Origin of the sequence: Psychrobacter sp. WY6, from assembly GCF_018448495.1 — a bacterium.
GTDB lineage: Bacteria > Pseudomonadota > Gammaproteobacteria > Pseudomonadales > Moraxellaceae > Psychrobacter.
Genome location: NZ_CP049902.1, coordinates 2,462,070 through 2,480,146, shown reverse-complemented (window position 1 = coordinate 2,480,146; position 18,077 = coordinate 2,462,070). Strand labels below are relative to the sequence as shown.

Here is an 18,077-nt window from a genome sequence, read left to right as displayed (position 1 = left end):
GTACAGCTCGATATTGAACCGCTCCGGGATTGTTGTATTCTCCAGAATGTTGAGTCTCCGACAATGAAAAAACAAACCTACACTCCTGAGATTAAAGAGCGCGCCGTTCGCATGCTGATTGAAGCAGCAGCGACTATCCCTCTACTGGTCAGCCATCCAAGCCATTGCCCCTAAGATTGGCTGCACGCCTGAGACCCTTCGATCCTGGCATAAAAAGCACATCAATCAAACCATTCCTGCACATATTCAAGCTCAAAGCCAAGAGCAGCGTATCAAAGAGCTTGAACGTAAATGCAGAGAGCTCAGACAAGCCAATGAGATTATACGTAAGGCTGCTGGGATTGAAGCCCAGGCGGAGATAGACCACACGCCTTAGTAATGGTCAACTTTATTGATGAGCATAAGAATAATTATGGGATCGAGCCAATCTGTCGAGTACTACTGATTACCCATCCACATACTATCGCGCTAAAGAGCTAGAAGAAAGCCCTGAAAAGCGTTCACAGCGTAGTCAATATGACGATTATTATCTCAGTGAGATTAAACGTATTTGGCAGGACAGCAAGTGCCGTTACGGTGCGCGTAAAGTCCGGCAGCAGATGAAATCTGACGGGTTAAAGGTTGCTCGCTGCACCGTAGAGCGGTTAATGCGACAGCATAGCATTCAAGGGGTTCGGCGCGGTAAGGGTAAGATTACCACTAATAGCCGTGATGACCAACTACGGGCTAATGACCTAGTCAATCGTAACTTTAGCGCTCATCGCCCTAACCAGCTGTGGGTGGCTGACTTTACCTATATCAAGACGACAAGCGGCTGGGTCTATACTGCTTTTATCATTGATGTGTTTGTCCGCGCTATTTGGGCTGGAAAGTATCGAATCGCATGAATACCGATATGGTGATGGCAGCGCTTAATCAAGCGATAGCGGATAGGAATAATCCTAAGGATGTCATTCATCATAGCGATCGAGGGGTTCAGTACTTATCTATTCGCTACACTGATAAGATGACTGACTGCGGCGTGATTGCTTCTGTTGGTGCAACAGGCGATTCATACGACAATGCATTGGCTGAAACGGTCAATGGGCTGTATGAGTCTGAGGTGATTCATTATTTGAAAGAGAGCTGGTCTGGTGTGAACGATGTTGAACTGGCAACCCTTGATGGGTAGATTGGTTTAACAAAATACGACTGCATAGCACAATTGGTTATGTATCACCTTTTGAATTTGAAAAGCGGATATGATAATTTAACCCTGTCAGGCATCGCTGCCTGACTCAAGTAAATCACTCTCCGATATAGTCGGGGCGGTTCAATACCTTAGAAAAATAAGTTGAGAGTGGGGTAGATAAAGTATACTTATAGAATTATTAAAACGTATATAAGTTAAAAAATCAATATAGCTATAGCTATAGCTATAGTTTAACTTTGTCTATATATTTAATTTTTAGTGAAATTTTGGTATAAATATGCAGCTTATATTCTTTGTAACTTTAAGTAAAGAACTTGAAGCAATAAATTTTTATGTGATTTATATAACTAAAAAACACAGAACTTTTAACTAACCATTATTCTATAAGCTTATCTTCAGGATTCTACTATGGAACAACTATTTAAAAAAATCATTAGCATCGTTGTATTATCGACTATTCTATTTGGTATATCTGCTTGTGCCATCACTGGTAACAGTAACAGCATTATCGATAACGATGGAGATAGCCGACGTGTTGGCAAAGTTGTATGGAATAACCAAGTAGATACTGATATTAATGCGATGCTAGCAAGACAAGTTACTACTGATAGTGCTCGACTGGTGTTCATTCGAAAAAACGATAATAACCCTGAGCAAACAAGTGCTAATATTGCAGTCAACAATAGATTTCAAGCCAGTCTCCAAGCTGGTAACTATACTGTCGTCAACTCATGCGTGGGTACCAATCAGCTTAGTGTCCATGCTACGGGATTTAAAAGCAATGATTTACTAGCCAACAAAAATACTTATCAGCTAGTGGGTGGTCGAACTTACTTCTTTGATGTTGAGATGGACGAAACAGGTCAAAGTACATTAAAACAATTAACGTCGAATGATGCATCACAAATACTCTCTAATAATCGTTATCAATCCCATCAAATTAGCCGTGTAGTTCCTAATTGTTCAGCGCCGTTGTAGCTACTCCAAGACCTGTGACACCGCCTCCAATGATACAACCAAAACCTCTTGTTTTAGAGAAAGCAGTCACTATCGATCTTGAAGTATTGTTTGAGACTGATAAAGCTATGGTAAACCCAGAGTACTACGCAGAATTGGCAGAATTGGCAAATTTATGATGCAGTATCCAAACACTATGACAACTATTGAAGGTCATACAGATAGTCGTGGTAGTGATAGCTACAACCAGCTCTATCACAGCGACGTGTCGATGCGGTAAGAGAAGTATTAATTACTCGCTTTCAGATTGCAGCTGAGCGCTTAAAAGTATTGGTTATGGCGAGTTAAAACCAAGAGCGAGTAATGATAGCGAGGAAGGTCGACAACTTAATCGTCGTGTGGTCGCTATTGTTGAAGAACTCTAAGCAATTATAGTCCTATTATCCTTTAGTGACTGACGTTACCAACTTAAAAGCAACTTAAGCGACACAATTTAAATTAAAAATTTTAGGAAGAATATGAATACTATTATCGTTAAGACTCATAATACCAATAGCACTGTTGATCAAGTGCAAGTAATTACAAAAGATGGCAAGCCTACAGTTATCGCTGCAGTAGATAAAGTTAATTATGAGTTTTACGATACGGCTATTGGCCGTGCTCCCAATCATATTATTACTAAGCGCATAAAGAATAATTTGCATATCTCATTCGAAGAAGAAGGGCAAGATAGCGATCTTATTATAGAAGGGTTCTATGACAGCTCAGATAGCGCGCTGCTCGGAATAGCTGAGAATGGAGAATATTATTATTATATTCCTGATACCGGCGAGACCTATGATTACGTCACTCAGCTAGCAATAGGTGATACGGAAGGTCAAGCATTAGGTGGTACTCAGTATATCGCAGCAGCAGGCTTACCTTGGTGGATACCTGCGGCAGCTAGTCTAGGGCTGATAGGCTTAGTTGCTGGTAGCAGTAGAGGTAAAGATAATGATAGTAAGCTAACTAACGATGATCCTATAGCAGTGAATGACAGCTACACGGTTGCTGAAGATGGTTCAGTCATCTTAACCCCACTCAAAGGTGACAGTGACATTGATGGCGATACGTTAAGTATCATCAACATTAATGGTACGGCACTGACCCCAGGGGTCGCGCAAAGCATTACCGTAGATAATGGCGTGGTCAAGATTGATATTAACGGCGCTATTACCTTTACCCCAGAAGCCAACTTTAATGGTCAAGTTGAATTTGACTACACCATCAGCGATGGCAAAGGCGGTACAGATACTGCTACAGAGACCATCACCGTCACAGCGGTCAATGATGCGCCTATAGCCAAGCCTGATAGCAATGTGTGGCAGAAGAGGTCACAGCAACTGGCAACGTGCTTGACAATGACACCGATATAGACAGCAGTACGCTTAACGTATCAGCGGCAAGCGTTGATGTAGATGGTAGTGGCACCCAAGTAGCGATCACTCTTGGCAGCGCCACCACTATCAGCGCTAATGGTAGCGCTATTGGCGTACTGACTTTAAATAGTGATGGCAGCTATAGCTTTGTTCCAGCAGCAGACTTTAATGGCACAGTCCCCACTGTTGATTACACCGTCACCGATAATGATGGCGGCACCGCTAGCAGCACCTTAGATATCGTTATCACCCCAGTGAATGATGCGCCTATAGCAGTGAATGACAGCTACACGGTGAATGAGGACGAATCCATAGCCCTCAATCCACTCAAAGGTGACAGTGACATTGATGGCGATACGTTAAGTATCACCTCGATCAATGGCACCGCGCTAACTGGCGCAGCGCAAGTCATTAGTGTGCCTAATGGTAGCGTCAGCATAGATAGCAATGGTGATATCAGCTTTACCCCAGAAGCCAACTTTAATGGTCAAGTTGAATTTGACTACACCATCAGCGATGGCAAAGGCGGTACAGATACTGCTACAGAGACCATCACCGTCACAGCGGTCAATGATGCGCCTATAGCCAAGCCTGATAGCAATCGTGTGGCAGAAGAGGTCACAGCAACTGGCAACGTGCTTGACAATGACACCGATATAGACAGCAGTACGCTTAACGTATCAGCGGCAAGCGTTGATGTAGATGGTAGTGGCACCCAAGTAGCGATCACTCTTGGCAGCGCCACCACTATCAGCGCTAATGGTAGCGCTATTGGCGTACTGACTTTAAATAGTGATGGCAGCTATAGCTTTGTTCCAGCAGCAGACTTTAATGGCACAGTCCCCACTGTTGATTACACCGTCACCGATAATGATGGCGGCACCGCTAGCAGCACCTTAGATATCGTTATCACCCCAGTGAATGATGCGCCTATAGCAGTGAATGACAGCTACACGGTGAATGAGGACGAATCCATAGCCCTCAATCCACTCAAAGGTGACAGTGACATTGATGGCGATACGTTAAGCATCATCAACATTAATGGTACGGCACTGACCCCAGGGGTCGCGCAAAGCATTACCGTAGATAATGGCGTGGTCAAGATTGATATTAACGGCGCTATTACCTTTACCCCAGAAGCCAACTTTAATGGTCAAGTTGAATTTGACTACACCATCAGCGATGGCAAAGGCGGTACAGATACTGCTACAGAGACCATCACCGTCACAGCGGTCAATGATGCGCCTATAGCCAAGCCTGATAGCAATCGTGTGGCAGAAGAGGTCACAGCAACTGGCAACGTGCTTGACAATGACACCGATATAGACAGCAGTACGCTTAACGTATCAGCGGCAAGCGTTGATGTAGATGGTAGTGGCACCCAAGTAGCGATCACTCTTGGCAGCGCCACCACTATCAGCGCTAATGGTAGCGCTATTGGCGTACTGACTTTAAATAGTGATGGCAGCTATAGCTTTGTTCCAGCAGCAGACTTTAATGGCACAGTCCCCACTGTTGATTACACCGTCACCGATAATGATGGCGGCACCGCTAGCAGCACCTTAGATATCGTTATCACCCCAGTGAATGATGCGCCTATAGCAGTGAATGACAGCTACACGGTGAATGAGGACGAATCCATAGCCCTCAATCCACTCAAAGGTGACAGTGACATTGATGGCGATACGTTAAGTATCACCTCGATCAATGGCACCGCGCTAACTGGCGCAGCGCAAGTCATTAGTGTGCCTAATGGTAGCGTCAGCATAGATAGCAATGGTGGTATCAGCTTTACCCCAGAAGCCAACTTTAATGGTCAAGTTGAATTTGACTACACCATCAGCGATGGCAAAGGCGGTACAGATACTGCTACAGAGACCATCACCGTCACAGCGGTCAATGATGCGCCTATAGCCAAGCCTGATAGCAATCGTGTGGCAGAAGAGGTCACAGCAACTGGCAACGTGCTTGACAATGACACCGATATAGACAGCAGTACGCTTAACGTATCAGCGGCAAGCGTTGATGTAGATGGTAGTGGCACCCAAGTAGCGATCACTCTTGGCAGCGCCACCACTATCAGCGCTAATGGTAGCGCTATTGGCGTACTGACTTTAAATAGTGATGGCAGCTATAGCTTTGTTCCAGCAGCAGACTTTAATGGCACAGTCCCCACTGTTGATTACACCGTCACCGATAATGATGGCGGCACCGCTAGCAGCACCTTAGATATCGTTATCACCCCAGTGAATGATGCACCGATTGCGGTGAATGACAGCTACACGGTTGCTGAAGATGGTTCAGTCATCTTAACCCCACTCAAAGGTGACAGCGACATTGATGGCGATACGTTAAGTATCACCTCGATCAATGGCACCGCGCTAACTGGCGCAGCGCAAGTCATTAGTGTGCCTAATGGTAGCGTCAGCATAGATAGCAATGGTGGTATCAGCTTTACCCCAGAAGCCAACTTTAATGGTCAAGTTGAATTTGACTACACCATCAGCGATGGCAAAGGCGGTACAGATACTGCTACAGAGACCATCACCGTCACAGCGGTCAATGATGCGCCTATAGCCAAGCCTGATAGCAATCGTGTGGCAGAAGAGGTCACAGCAACTGGCAACGTGCTTGACAATGACACCGATATAGACAGCAGTACGCTTAACGTATCAGCGGCAAGCGTTGATGTAGATGGTAGTGGCACCCAAGTAGCGATCACTCTTGGCAGCGCCACCACTATCAGCGCTAATGGTAGCGCTATTGGCGTACTGACTTTAAATAGTGATGGCAGCTATAGCTTTGTTCCAGCAGCAGACTTTAATGGCACAGTCCCCACTGTTGATTACACCGTCACCGATAATGATGGCGGCACCGCTAGCAGCACCTTAGATATCGTTATCACCCCAGTGAATGATGCGCCTATAGCAGTGAATGACAGCTACACGGTGAATGAGGACGAATCCATAGCCCTCAATCCACTCAAAGGTGACAGTGACATTGATGGCGATACGTTAAGTATCACCTCGATCAATGGCACCGCGCTAACTGGCGCAGCGCAAGTCATTAGTGTGCCTAATGGTAGCGTCAGCATGGATAGCAATGGTGGTATCAGCTTTACCCCAGAAGCCAACTTTAATGGTCAAGTTGAATTTGACTACACCATCAGCGATGGCAAAGGCGGTACAGATACTGCTACAGAGACCATCACCGTCACGGCGGTCAATGATGCACCGATTGCGGTGAATGACAGCTACACGGTTGCTGAAGATGGTTCAGTCATCTTAACCCCACTCAAAGGTGACAGCGACATTGATGGCGATACGTTAAGTATCACCTCGATCAATGGCACCGCGCTAACTGGCGCAGCGCAAGTCATTAGTGTGCCTAATGGTAGCGTCAGCATAGATAGCAATGGTGGTATCAGCTTTACCCCAGAAGCCAACTTTAATGGTCAAGTTGAATTTGACTACACCATCAGCGATGGCAAAGGCGGTACAGATACTGCTACAGAGACCATCACCGTCACAGCGGTCAATGATGCGCCTATAGCCAAGCCTGATAGCAATCGTGTGGCAGAAGAGGTCACAGCAACTGGCAACGTGCTTGACAATGACACCGATATAGACAGCAGTACGCTTAACGTATCAGCGGCAAGCGTTGATGTAGATGGTAGTGGCACCCAAGTAGCGATCACTCTTGGCAGCGCCACCACTATCAGCGCTAATGGTAGCGCTATTGGCGTACTGACTTTAAATAGTGATGGCAGCTATAGCTTTGTTCCAGCAGCAGACTTTAATGGCACAGTCCCCACTGTTGATTACACCGTCACCGATAATGATGGCGGCACCGCTAGCAGCACCTTAGATATCGTTATCACCCCAGTGAATGATGCGCCTATAGCAGTGAATGACAGCTACACGGTGAATGAGGACGAATCCATAGCCCTCAATCCACTCAAAGGTGACAGTGACATTGATGGCGATACGTTAAGCATCATCAACATTAATGGTACGGCACTGACCCAGGGGTCGCGCAAAGCATTACCGTAGATAATGGCGTGGTCAAGATTGATATTAACGGCGCTATTACCTTTACCCCAGAAGCCAACTTTAATGGTCAAGTTGAATTTGACTACACCATCAGCGATGGCAAAGGCGGTACAGATACTGCTACATAGACCATCACCGTCACAGCGGTCAATGATGCACCGATTGCGGTGAATGACAGCTACACGTTGCTGAAGATGGTTCTCATCTTAACCCTCAAGGTGCACGCATTGATGCGCTACGTTAGTATCACCTCTATCATGGCACCGCGCTAACTGGCGCAGCGCAAGTCATTAGTGTGCCTAATGGTAGCGTCAGCATAGATAGCAATGGTGGTATCAGCTTTACCCCAGAAGCCAACTTTAATGGTCAAGTTGAATTTGACTACACCATCAGCGATGGCAAAGGCGGTACAGATACTGCTACAGAGACCATCACCGTCACAGCGGTCAATGATGCGCCTATAGCCAAGCCTGATAGCAATCGTGTGGCAGAAGAGGTCACAGCAACTGGCAACGTGCTTGACAATGACACCGATATGACAGCATACGCTTAACGTATCAGCGGCAAGCGTTGATGTAGATGGTAGTGGCACCCAAGTAGCGATCACTCTTGGCAGCGCCACCACTATCAGCGCTAATGGTAGCGCTATTGGCGTACTGACTTTAAAGTGATGGCAGCTATAGCTTTGTTCCAGCAGCAGACTTTAATGGCACAGTCCCCACTGTTGATTACACCGTCACCGATAATGATGGCGGCACCGCTAGCAGCACCTTAGATATCGTTATCACCCCAGTGAATGATGCGCCTATAGCATGAATGACAGCTACACGGTGAATGAGGACGAATCCATAGCCCTCAATCCACTCAAAGGTGACAGTGACATTGATGGCGATACGTTAAGCATCATCAACATTAATGGTACGGCACTGACCCCAGGGGTCGCGCAAAGCATTACCGTAGATAATGGCGTGGTCAAGATTGATATTAACGGCGCTATTACCTTTACCCCAGAAGCCAACTTTAATGGTCAAGTTGAATTTGACTACACCATCAGCGATGGCAAAGGCGGTACAGATACTGCTACAGAGACCATCACCGTCACAGCGGTCAATGATGCGCCTATTGCAGTGAATGACAGCTACACCGTAGTTGAAGATGGCTCAGTCATCTTGACACCGCTCAATGGTGACAGCGATATTGATGGCGATACGTTAAGTATCACCTCGATCAATGGTGAGTCGATGCCAGTGCTTGGCACCGCCAAAGACATTACTGTAGACAATGGTATGATCAGCGTAGATACTGCTGGCGTCATCACCTTCACCCCAAATGCCAACTTTAATGGCAGCGTGAGCTTCCCGTACACCATCAGCGATGGCAAAGGCGGTACAGATACTGCTACAGAGACCATCACCGTCACGGCGGTCAATGATGCACCGATTGCGGTGAATGACAGCTACACGGTTGCTGAAGATGGTTCAGTCATCTTAACCCCACTCAAAGGTGACAGCGACATTGATGGCGATACGTTAAGTATCACCTCGATCAATGGCACCGCGCTAACTGGCGCAGCGCAAGTCATTAGTGTGCCTAATGGTAGCGTCAGCATAGATAGCAATGGTGGTATCAGCTTTACCCCAGAAGCCAACTTTAATGGTCAAGTTGAATTGACTACACCATCAGCGATGGCAAAGGCGGTACAGATACTGCTACAGAGACCATCACCGTCACAGCGGTCAATGATGCGCCTATAGCCAAGCCTGATAGCAATCGTGTGGCAGAAGAGGTCACAGCAACTGGCAACGTGCTTGACAATGACACCGATATAGACAGCAGTACGCTTAACGTATCAGCGGCAAGCGTTGATGTAGATGGTAGTGGCACCCAAGTAGCGATCACTCTTGGCAGCGCCACCACTATCAGCGCTAATGGTAGCGATTGGCGTACTGACTTTAAATAGTGATGGCAGCTATAGCTTTGTTCCAGCAGCAGACTTTAATGGCACAGTCCCCACTGTTGATTACACCGTCACCGATAATGATGGCGGCACCGCTAGCAGCACCTTAGATATCGTTATCACCCCAGTGAATGATGCGCCTATAGCAGTGAATGACAGCTACACGGTGAATGAGGACGAATCCATAGCCCTCAATCCACTCAAAGGTGACAGTGACATTGATGGCGATACGTTAAGCATCATCAACATTAATGGTACGGCACTGACCCCAGGGGTCGCGCAAAGCATTACCGTAGATAATGGCGTGGTCAAGATTGATATTAACGGCGCTATTACCTTTACCCCAGAAGCCAACTTTAATGGTCAAGTTGAATTTGACTACACCATCAGCGATGGCAAAGGCGGTACAGATACTGCTACAGAGACCATCACCGTCACAGCGGTCAATGATGCGCCTATTGCAGTGAATGACAGCTACACCGTAGTTGAAGATGGCTCAGTCATCTTGACACCGCTCAATGGTGACAGCGATATTGATGGCGATACGTTAAGTATCACCTCGATCAATGGTGAGTCGATGCCAGTGCTTGGCACCGCCAAAGACATTACTGTAGACAATGGTATGATCAGCGTAGATACTGCTGGCGTCATCACCTTCACCCCAAATGCCAACTTTAATGGCAGCGTGAGCTTCCCGTACACCATCAGCGATGGCAAAGGCGGTACAGATACTGCTACAGAGACCATCACCGTCACGGCGGTCAATGATGCACCGATTGCGGTGAATGACAGCTACACGGTTGCTGAAGATGGTTCAGTCATCTTAACCCCACTCAAAGGTGACAGCGACATTGATGGCGATACGTTAAGTATCACCTCGATCAATGGCACCGCGCTAACTGGCGCAGCGCAAGTCATTAGTGTGCCTAATGGTAGCGTCAGCATAGATAGCAATGGTGGTATCAGCTTTACACCCCAGAAGCCAACTTAAATGGTCAAGTTGAATTTGACTACACCATCAGCGATGGCAAAGGCGGTACAGATACTGCTACAGAGACCATCACCGTCACAGCGGTCAATGATGCGCCTATAGCCAAGCCTGATAGCAATCGTGTGGCAGAAGAGGTCACAGCAACTGGCAACGTGCTTGACAATGACACCGATATAGACAGCAGTACGCTTAACGTATCAGCGGCAAGCGTTGATAGATGGTAGTGGCACCCAAGTAGCGATCACTCTTGGCAGCGCCACCACTATCAGCGCTAATGGTAGCGCTATTGGCGTACTGACTTTAAATAGTGATGGCAGCTATAGCTTTGTTCCAGCAGCAGACTTTAATGGCACAGTCCCCACTGTTGATTACACCGTCACCGATAATGATGGCGGCACCGCTAGCAGCACCTTAGATATCGTTATCACCCCAGTGAATGATGCGCCTATAGCAGTGAATGACAGCTACACGGTGAATGAGGACGAATCCATAGCCCTCAATCCACTCAAAGGTGACAGTGACATTGATGGCGATACGTTAAGCATCATCAACATTAATGGTACGGCACTGACCCCAGGGGTCGCGCAAAGCATTACCGTAGATAATGGCGTGGTCAAGATTGATATTAACGGCGCTATTACCTTTACCCCAGAAGCCAACTTTAATGGTCAAGTTGAATTTGACTACACCATCAGCGATGGCAAAGGCGGTACAGATACTGCTACAGAGACCATCACCGTCACAGCGGTCAATGATGCGCCTATAGCCAAGCCTGATAGCAATCGTGTGGCAGAAGAGGTCACAGCAACTGGCAACGTGCTTGACAATGACACCGATATAGACAGCAGTACGCTTAACGTATCAGCGGCAAGCGTTGATGTAGATGTAGTGGCACCCAAGTAGCGATCACTCTTGGCAGCGCCACCACTATCAGCGCTAATGGTAGCGCTATTGGCGTACTGACTTTAAATAGTGATGGCAGCTATAGCTTTGTTCCAGCAGCAGACTTTAATGGCACAGTCCCCACTGTTGATTACACCGTCACCGATAATGATGGCGGCACCGCTAGCAGCACCTTAGATATCGTTATCACCCCAGTGAATGATGCACCGATTGCGGTGAATGACAGCTACACGGTTGCTGAAGATGGTTCAGTCATCTTAACCCCACTCAAAGGTGACAGCGACATTGATGGCGATACGTTAAGTATCACCTCGATCAATGGCACCGCGCTAACTGGCGCAGCGCAAGTCATTAGTGTGCCTAATGGTAGCGTCAGCATAGATAGCAATGGTGGTATCAGCTTTACCCCAGAAGCCAACTTTAATGGTCAAGTTGAATTTGACTACACCATCAGCGATGGCAAAGGCGGTACAGATACTGCTACAGAGACCATCACCGTCACAGCGGTCAATGATGCGCCTATAGCCAAGCCTGATAGCAATCGTGTGGCAGAAGAGGTCACAGCAACTGGCAACGTGCTTGACAATGACACCGATATAGACAGCAGTACGCTTAACGTATCAGCGGCAAGCGTTGATGTAGATGGTAGTGGCACCCAAGTAGCGATCACTCTTGGCAGCGCCACCACTATCAGCGCTAATGGTAGCGCTATTGGCGTACTGACTTTAAATAGTGATGGCAGCTATAGCTTTGTTCCAGCAGCAGACTTTAATGGCACAGTCCCCACTGTTGATTACACCGTCACCGATAATGATGGCGGCACCGCTAGCAGCACCTTAGATATCGTTATCACCCCAGTGAATGATGCGCCTATAGCAGTGAATGACAGCTACACGGTGAATGAGGACGAATCCATAGCCCTCAATCCACTCAAAGGTGACAGTGACATTGATGGCGATACGTTAAGTATCACCTCGATCAATGGCACCGCGCTAACTGGCGCAGCGCAAGTCATTAGTGTGCCTAATGGTAGCGTCAGCATAGATAGCAATGGTGGTATCAGCTTTACCCCAGAGCCAACTTTAATGTCAAGTTGAATTTGACTACACCATCAGCGATGGCAAAGGCGGTACAGATACTGCTACAGAGACCATCACCGTCACGGCGGTCAATGATGCACCGATTGCGGTGAATGACAGCTACACGGTTGCTGAAGATGGTTCAGTCATCTTAACCCCACTCAAAGGTGACAGCGACATTGATGGCGATACGTTAAGTATCACCTCGATCAATGGCACCGCGCTAACTGGCGCAGCGCAAGTCATTAGTGTGCCTAATGGTAGCGTCAGCATAGATAGCAATGGTGGTATCAGCTTTACCCCAGAAGCCAACTTTAATGGTCAAGTTGAATTTGACTACACCATCAGCGATGGCAAAGGCGTACAGATACTGCTACAGAGACCATCACCGTCACAGCGGTCAATGATGCGCCTATAGCCAAGCCTGATAGCAATCGTGTGGCAGAAGAGGTCACAGCAACTGGCAACGTGCTTGACAATGACACCGATATAGACAGCAGTACGCTTAACGTATCAGCGGCAAGCGTTGATGTAGATGGTAGTGGCACCCAAGTAGCGATCACTCTTGGCAGCGCCACCACTATCAGCGCTAATGGTAGCGCTATTGGCGTACTGACTTTAAATAGTGATGGCAGCTATAGCTTTGTTCCAGCAGCACTTTAATGGCACAGTCCCCACTGTTGATTACACCGTCACCGATAATGATGGCGGCACCGCTAGCAGCACCTTAGATATCGTTATCACCCCAGTGAATGATGCGCCTATAGCAGTGAATGACAGCTACACGGTGAATGAGGACGAATCCATAGCCCTCAATCCACTCAAAGGTGACAGTGACATTGATGGCGATACGTTAAGTATCACCTCGATCAATGGCACCGCGCTAACTGGCGCGCAAGTCATTAGTGTGCCTAATGGTAGCGTCAGCATGGATAGCAATGGTGGTATCAGCTTTACCCCAGAAGCCAACTTTAATGGTCAAGTTGAATTTGACTACACCATCAGCGATGGCAAAGGCGGTACAGATACTGCTACAGAGACCATCACCGTCACGGCGGTCAATGATGCACCGATTGCGGTGAATGACAGCTACACGGTTGCTGAAGATGGTTCAGTCATCTTAACCCCACTCAAAGGTGACAGCGACATTGATGGCGATACGTTAAGTATCACCTCGATCAATGGCACCGCGCTAACTGGCGCAGCGCAAGTCATTAGTGTGCCTAATGGTAGCGTCAGCATAGATAGCAATGGTGGTATCAGCTTTACCCCAGAAGCCAACTTTAATGGTCAAGTTGAATTTGACTACACCATCAGCGATGGCAAAGGCGGTACAGATACTGCTACAGAGACCATCACCGTCACAGCGGTCAATGATGCGCCTATAGCCAAGCCTGATAGCAATCGTGTGGCAGAAGAGGTCACAGCAACTGGCAACGTGCTTGACAATGACACCGATATAGACAGCAGTACGCTTAACGTATCAGCGGCAAGCGTTGATGTAGATGGTAGTGGCACCCAAGTAGCGATCACTCTTGGCAGCGCCACCACTATCAGCGCTAATGGTAGCGCTATTGGCGTACTGACTTTAAATAGTGATGGCAGCTATAGCTTTGTTCCAGCAGCAGACTTTAATGGCACAGTCCCCACTGTTGATTACACCCGTCACCGATAATGATGGCGGCACCGCTAGCAGCACCTTAGATATCGTTATCACCCCAGTGAATGATGCGCCTATAGCAGTGAATGACAGCTACACGGTGAATGAGGACGAATCCATAGCCCTCAATCCACTCAAAGGTGACAGTGACATTGATGGCGATACGTTAAGCATCATCAACATTAATGGTACGGCACTGACCCCAGGGGTCGCGCAAAGCATTACCGTAGATAATGGCGTGGTCAAGATTGATATTAACGGCGCTATTACCTTTACCCCAGAAGCCAACTTTAATGGTCAAGTTGAATTTGACTACACCATCAGCGATGGCAAAGGCGGTACAGATACTGCTACAGAGACCATCACCGTCACAGCGGTCAATGATGCGCCTATTGCAGTGAATGACAGCTACACCGTAGTTGAAGATGGCTCAGTCATCTTGACACCGCTCAATGGTGACAGCGATATTGATGGCGATACGTTAAGTATCACCTCGATCAATGGTGAGTCGATGCCAGTGCTTGGCACCGCCAAAGACATTACTGTAGACAATGGTATGATCAGCGTAGATACTGCTGGCGTCATCACCTTCACCCCAAATGCCAACTTTAATGGCAGCGTGAGCTTCCCGTACACCATCAGCGATGGCAAAGGCGGTACAGATACTGCTACAGAGACCATCACCGTCACGGCGGTCAATGATGCACCGATTGCGGTGAATGACAGCTACACGGTTGCTGAAGATGGTTCAGTCATCTTAACCCCACTCAAAGGTGACAGCGACATTGATGGCGATACGTTAAGTATCACCTCGATCAATGGCACCGCGCTAACTGGCGCAGCGCAAGTCATTAGTGTGCCTAATGGTAGCGTCAGCATAGATAGCAATGGTGGTATCAGCTTTACCCCAGAAGCCAACTTTAATGGTCAAGTTGAATTTGACTACACCATCAGCGATGGCAAAGGCGGTACAGATACTGCTACAGAGACCATCACCGTCACAGCGGTCAATGATGCGCCTATAGCCAAGCCTGATAGCAATCGTGTGGCAGAAGAGGTCACAGCAACTGGCAACGTGCTTGACAATGACACCGATATAGACAGCAGTACGCTTAACGTATCAGCGGCAAGCGTTGATGTAGATGGTAGTGGCACCCAAGTAGCGATCACTCTTGGCAGCGCCACCACTATCAGCGCTAATGGTAGCGCTATTGGCGTACTGACTTTAAATAGTGATGGCAGCTATAGCTTTGTTCCAGCAGCAGACTTTAATGGCACAGTCCCCACTGTTGATTACACCGTCACCGATAATGATGGCGGCACCGCTAGCAGCACCTTAGATATCGTTATCACCCCAGTGAATGATGCGCCTATAGCAGTGAATGACAGCTACACGGTGAATGAGGACGAATCCATAGCCCTCAATCCACTCAAAGGTGACAGTGACATTGATGGCGATACGTTAAGCATCATCAACATTAATGGTACGGCACTGACCCCAGGGGTCGCGCAAAGCATTACCGTAGATAATGGCGTGGTCAAGATTGATATTAACGGCGCTATTACCTTTACCCCAGAAGCCAACTTTAATGGTCAAGTTGAATTTGACTACACCATCAGCGATGGCAAAGGCGGTACAGATACTGCTACAGAGACCATCACCGTCACAGCGGTCAATGATGCGCCTATTGCAGTGAATGACAGCTACACCGTAGTTGAAGATGGTTCAGTCATCTTGACACCGCTCAATGGTGACAGCGATATTGATGGCGATACGTTAAGTATCACCTCGATCAATGGTGAGTCGATGCCAGTGCTTGGCACCGCCAAAGACATTACTGTAGACAATGGTATGATCAGCGTAGATACTGCTGGCGTCATCACCTTCACCCCAAATGCCAACTTTAATGGCAGCGTGAGCTTCCCGTACACCATCAGCGATGGCAAAGGCGGTACAGATACTGCTACAGAGACCATCACCGTCACGGCGGTCAATGATGCACCGATTGCGGTGAATGACAATAGCAATGGTATAAGTGGACAGCCAACTACCATTAACGTTATTAGCAATGACGCGGATCTTGAAAGTAATATTGATCCAAAAACAGTTAAGCTTATTGATTCTTTAGGTAATGAGGTTACAAGTTTAGTAGTCAAAGGTGAGGGCACTTGGACGGTTAATGTTACGACAGGTGCTGTCACCTTTACTCCTGTTAGCAACTTTAATTCTGATCCAACACCTGTCAAATATGTGGTATCTGACACTGGTGGTCTAAAATCCAATCAAGCAACCATTACTTTGGATTATCCGAATCTAAATCCTAATGCCAATCCTGATTCCAAAACCCTTACAGAAGATCTAGGATCATATAACGTAACTGGTAACGTATTAACTAACGATAATCTAGGCAATACGCCAACTCAAGACCTTACTTGGGGTAGTGAAACTGCCAATTATGGTAGCGTTACCAAAAATGCTGATGGCTCATATAGTTATACCTTGAACAATGCCAGTGCAAACGTACAAGCGCTTGCTAAAGATCAGGAAGTAACGGAAGTCTTTACCTATACTATTACCGATCAAGATGGTCAGACCTCAACTTCAAGTCTTACTATCACCATAACAGGTACTAACGATAGACCTGTTATTACTAATGGTGCTAAACCCGCTGCTGGTGTTATCGATTCCAAACAGATTGTAGAGCAGACGGATAAGATATCTATTACTCAATCAGGGATGATCAACTTCACTGATGTAGATACGACTGATATCTTAACCCTTAATTATGTAAAAGCTAAGAATCAGTTCAGTTATGGTAGTGGTAATACTTTGACTTCCTTGACTAATGCGCAAAAGACAGCATTAGAGAACATATTTTCTGTAACTAAAACTGATAATAGCTCAGGTAATTGGAATATTAATGCGTCCAGTACCGCACTTGATTTTATTCCTGTAGGACAAAGCGTTACTATTCGTTATGCCGTACAAGTCAATGATGGTAAGGGTATCACGACCGTTGCTAATGGTAATGAGCTTAGCAGCAGTAGCGTACGCTATGTTGAGGTCACTATTACTGGTACTAATGACAATCCGATTTTGGTCAATGATACAGCCCGTATTCAAGAAGATAATTTACTTGCCGCTAATCTGTTTAGCAATGATACAAACGATATTGATTTTGGCGAAAAATTAACGGTAGAGTCTTATTCTATCAATGGTACGTCCTATCTAGTAACCGTGACCACAGGCAGTAACACAGCCAAAGATGTCACTATAGATACGGTTAAGATAGGTAGCATCGTTATTAATAGTGATGGCAGCTATACTTTCACCCCAGTGGCTAACTTCAGTGGAAAGTTCCTGAGATCACAGTACAAGTATCAAACGGCTTAGCTAGCACCAATCCTAATCGATTCAATGGTGAGGAGAAGCTCAATATTACCGTCGATCCAGTATCGGATGGACCTGGTCTCACGGCAGTTAGCGTCTCAACGCCTGAGGATACAAAAGTCGCGCTAGGACTAAAAGCACCTACGATCACGGACAAGACTGACCTCGATGGGACTAGCAACTTTACTGATAATCCAGAACGTATTGGCTTAATTACCTTAAGTGGCGTTCCTAATGGCGCAGTATTGAGTTATGGTAGTACCAGCTTTACCTCAACAGGTAACAATATCACCGTACTAATAAGTGACTTTGTGACCGAAGGTAAAATCATTAGTAACCCTGGTACACCAACTATTACGATGACTAAGGCTGAGTTTGAGGGACTAGAATTAACTCCGCCTAGAGACAATGCTACGAACATCTCTATCAATATGTCCGCCACAGAATTTGAGGTGGATAATGTGGTAGTGTGATTAA

The 18,077-nt window shown here is 46.8% G+C and carries 17 protein-coding genes, 3 pseudogenes and 1 other annotated feature; all 20 genes and pseudogenes read left to right on the top strand.

The annotated features are described in order from the left end of the window. Positions 1-63 precede the first annotated feature (63 nt). Positions 64-1,245, top strand: a pseudogene (locus tag G7Y90_RS12390) (IS3 family transposase). After that, positions 337-452: a sequence feature (AL1L pseudoknot), on the top strand. Its footprint overlaps the pseudogene before it by 116 nt. A 355-nt stretch (positions 1,246-1,600) precedes the next feature. Further along, positions 1,601-2,170, top strand: a complete 570-nt coding sequence (locus tag G7Y90_RS12385; protein WP_250162507.1) for a hypothetical protein — start codon at positions 1,601-1,603, stop codon at positions 2,168-2,170. 14 nt (positions 2,171-2,184) lie between these two features. Then, positions 2,185-2,328, top strand: coding sequence for a hypothetical protein (locus G7Y90_RS12380; protein WP_250162506.1), 144 nt, complete (start codon positions 2,185-2,187; stop codon positions 2,326-2,328). A 339-nt stretch (positions 2,329-2,667) separates the two neighbouring features. Next, positions 2,668-3,564 carry a cadherin-like domain-containing protein gene (locus tag G7Y90_RS12375; protein ID WP_250162505.1) on the top strand — a complete coding sequence of 299 codons (897 nt, stop codon included), beginning with the start codon at positions 2,668-2,670 and terminating at the stop codon, positions 3,562-3,564. Then, positions 3,510-7,619 (top strand): beta strand repeat-containing protein, encoded by a 4,110-nt coding sequence (locus G7Y90_RS12370; protein WP_250162504.1) that lies wholly within the window; start codon positions 3,510-3,512, stop codon positions 7,617-7,619. Before G7Y90_RS12375 ends, G7Y90_RS12370 begins: the two co-directional genes overlap by 55 nt. Positions 7,620-7,627: 8 nt before the next feature. Beyond that, positions 7,628-7,747, top strand: a complete 120-nt coding sequence (locus G7Y90_RS12365; protein ID WP_250162503.1) for a cadherin-like domain-containing protein — start codon at positions 7,628-7,630, stop codon at positions 7,745-7,747. Between the two features lie 167 nt (positions 7,748-7,914). Further along, a complete protein-coding gene (locus tag G7Y90_RS12360) occupies positions 7,915-8,172 on the top strand; it encodes an Ig-like domain-containing protein (RefSeq protein ID WP_250162502.1) in 258 nt (85 codons plus the stop codon). 167 nt (positions 8,173-8,339) lie between these two features. After that, a pseudogene (locus G7Y90_RS19195) lies at positions 8,340-8,435 on the top strand (hypothetical protein); the annotation flags it as partial. After that, positions 8,432-9,373 (top strand): cadherin-like domain-containing protein, encoded by a 942-nt coding sequence (locus G7Y90_RS12355; protein WP_250162501.1) that lies wholly within the window; start codon positions 8,432-8,434, stop codon positions 9,371-9,373. The pseudogene G7Y90_RS19195 and the gene G7Y90_RS12355, both read left to right, overlap by 4 nt. 20 nt (positions 9,374-9,393) lie before the next feature. Next, a complete protein-coding gene (locus G7Y90_RS19190; RefSeq protein WP_502937359.1) occupies positions 9,394-9,579 on the top strand; it encodes a hypothetical protein in 186 nt (61 codons plus the stop codon). Then, positions 9,521-10,567: an Ig-like domain-containing protein gene (locus G7Y90_RS12345; RefSeq protein ID WP_250162500.1), complete on the top strand. Its 1,047-nt coding sequence runs from the start codon at positions 9,521-9,523 to the stop codon at positions 10,565-10,567. The genes G7Y90_RS19190 and G7Y90_RS12345 overlap by 59 nt, the downstream gene beginning before the upstream one ends. A gap of 122 nt (positions 10,568-10,689) precedes the next feature. After that, positions 10,690-10,791: a hypothetical protein gene (locus G7Y90_RS19185; RefSeq protein ID WP_502937358.1), complete on the top strand. Its 102-nt coding sequence runs from the start codon at positions 10,690-10,692 to the stop codon at positions 10,789-10,791. After that, positions 10,778-11,470 carry a tandem-95 repeat protein gene (locus tag G7Y90_RS12335; protein WP_250162499.1) on the top strand — a complete coding sequence of 231 codons (693 nt, stop codon included), beginning with the start codon at positions 10,778-10,780 and terminating at the stop codon, positions 11,468-11,470. The genes G7Y90_RS19185 and G7Y90_RS12335 overlap by 14 nt, the downstream gene beginning before the upstream one ends. A 2-nt stretch (positions 11,471-11,472) precedes the next feature. After that, positions 11,473-11,637: pseudogene (locus G7Y90_RS19180) on the top strand (Ig-like domain-containing protein); the annotation flags it as partial. 27 nt (positions 11,638-11,664) lie between these two features. After that, on the top strand, positions 11,665-12,567 hold the full coding sequence (locus tag G7Y90_RS12330; protein ID WP_250162498.1) for an Ig-like domain-containing protein: 903 nt from the start codon (positions 11,665-11,667) through the stop codon (positions 12,565-12,567). A gap of 91 nt (positions 12,568-12,658) precedes the next feature. After that, the gene (locus G7Y90_RS12325) at positions 12,659-12,967 is read left to right on the top strand and encodes an Ig-like domain-containing protein (protein WP_250162497.1); all 309 of its coding nucleotides are present in this window, start codon (positions 12,659-12,661) and stop codon (positions 12,965-12,967) included. A 20-nt stretch (positions 12,968-12,987) separates the two neighbouring features. After that, a complete protein-coding gene (locus tag G7Y90_RS12320) occupies positions 12,988-13,212 on the top strand; it encodes a hypothetical protein (protein ID WP_502937357.1) in 225 nt (74 codons plus the stop codon). Continuing rightward, positions 13,178-14,224: an Ig-like domain-containing protein gene (locus G7Y90_RS12315; RefSeq protein WP_250162496.1), complete on the top strand. Its 1,047-nt coding sequence runs from the start codon at positions 13,178-13,180 to the stop codon at positions 14,222-14,224. The genes G7Y90_RS12320 and G7Y90_RS12315 overlap by 35 nt, the downstream gene beginning before the upstream one ends. After that, complete coding sequence (locus G7Y90_RS12310) at positions 14,148-17,603, top strand: Ig-like domain-containing protein (protein ID WP_250162495.1); 3,456 nt, start codon at positions 14,148-14,150, stop codon at positions 17,601-17,603. Before G7Y90_RS12315 ends, G7Y90_RS12310 begins: the two co-directional genes overlap by 77 nt. Positions 17,604-17,845: 242 nt before the next feature. Beyond that, the gene (locus tag G7Y90_RS12305; protein WP_250162494.1) at positions 17,846-18,073 is read left to right on the top strand and encodes a hypothetical protein; all 228 of its coding nucleotides are present in this window, start codon (positions 17,846-17,848) and stop codon (positions 18,071-18,073) included. Positions 18,074-18,077: the final 4 nt, after the last annotated feature.

Excerpts from the sequence above, each read along its gene's own strand:
- G7Y90_RS12385 (WP_250162507.1), top strand. The coding sequence starts at position 1,601 with ATGGAACAACTATTTAAAAAAATCATTAGCATCGTTGTATTATCGACT.
- G7Y90_RS12375 (WP_250162505.1), top strand. The coding sequence starts at position 2,668 with ATGAATACTATTATCGTTAAGACTCATAATACCAATAGCACTGTTGAT.
- G7Y90_RS12355 (WP_250162501.1), top strand. The coding sequence starts at position 8,432 with ATGAATGACAGCTACACGGTGAATGAGGACGAATCCATAGCCCTCAAT.
- G7Y90_RS12315 (WP_250162496.1), top strand. The coding sequence starts at position 13,178 with ATGGCAGCTATAGCTTTGTTCCAGCAGCACTTTAATGGCACAGTCCCC.
- G7Y90_RS12310 (WP_250162495.1), top strand. The coding sequence starts at position 14,148 with ATGGCAGCTATAGCTTTGTTCCAGCAGCAGACTTTAATGGCACAGTCC.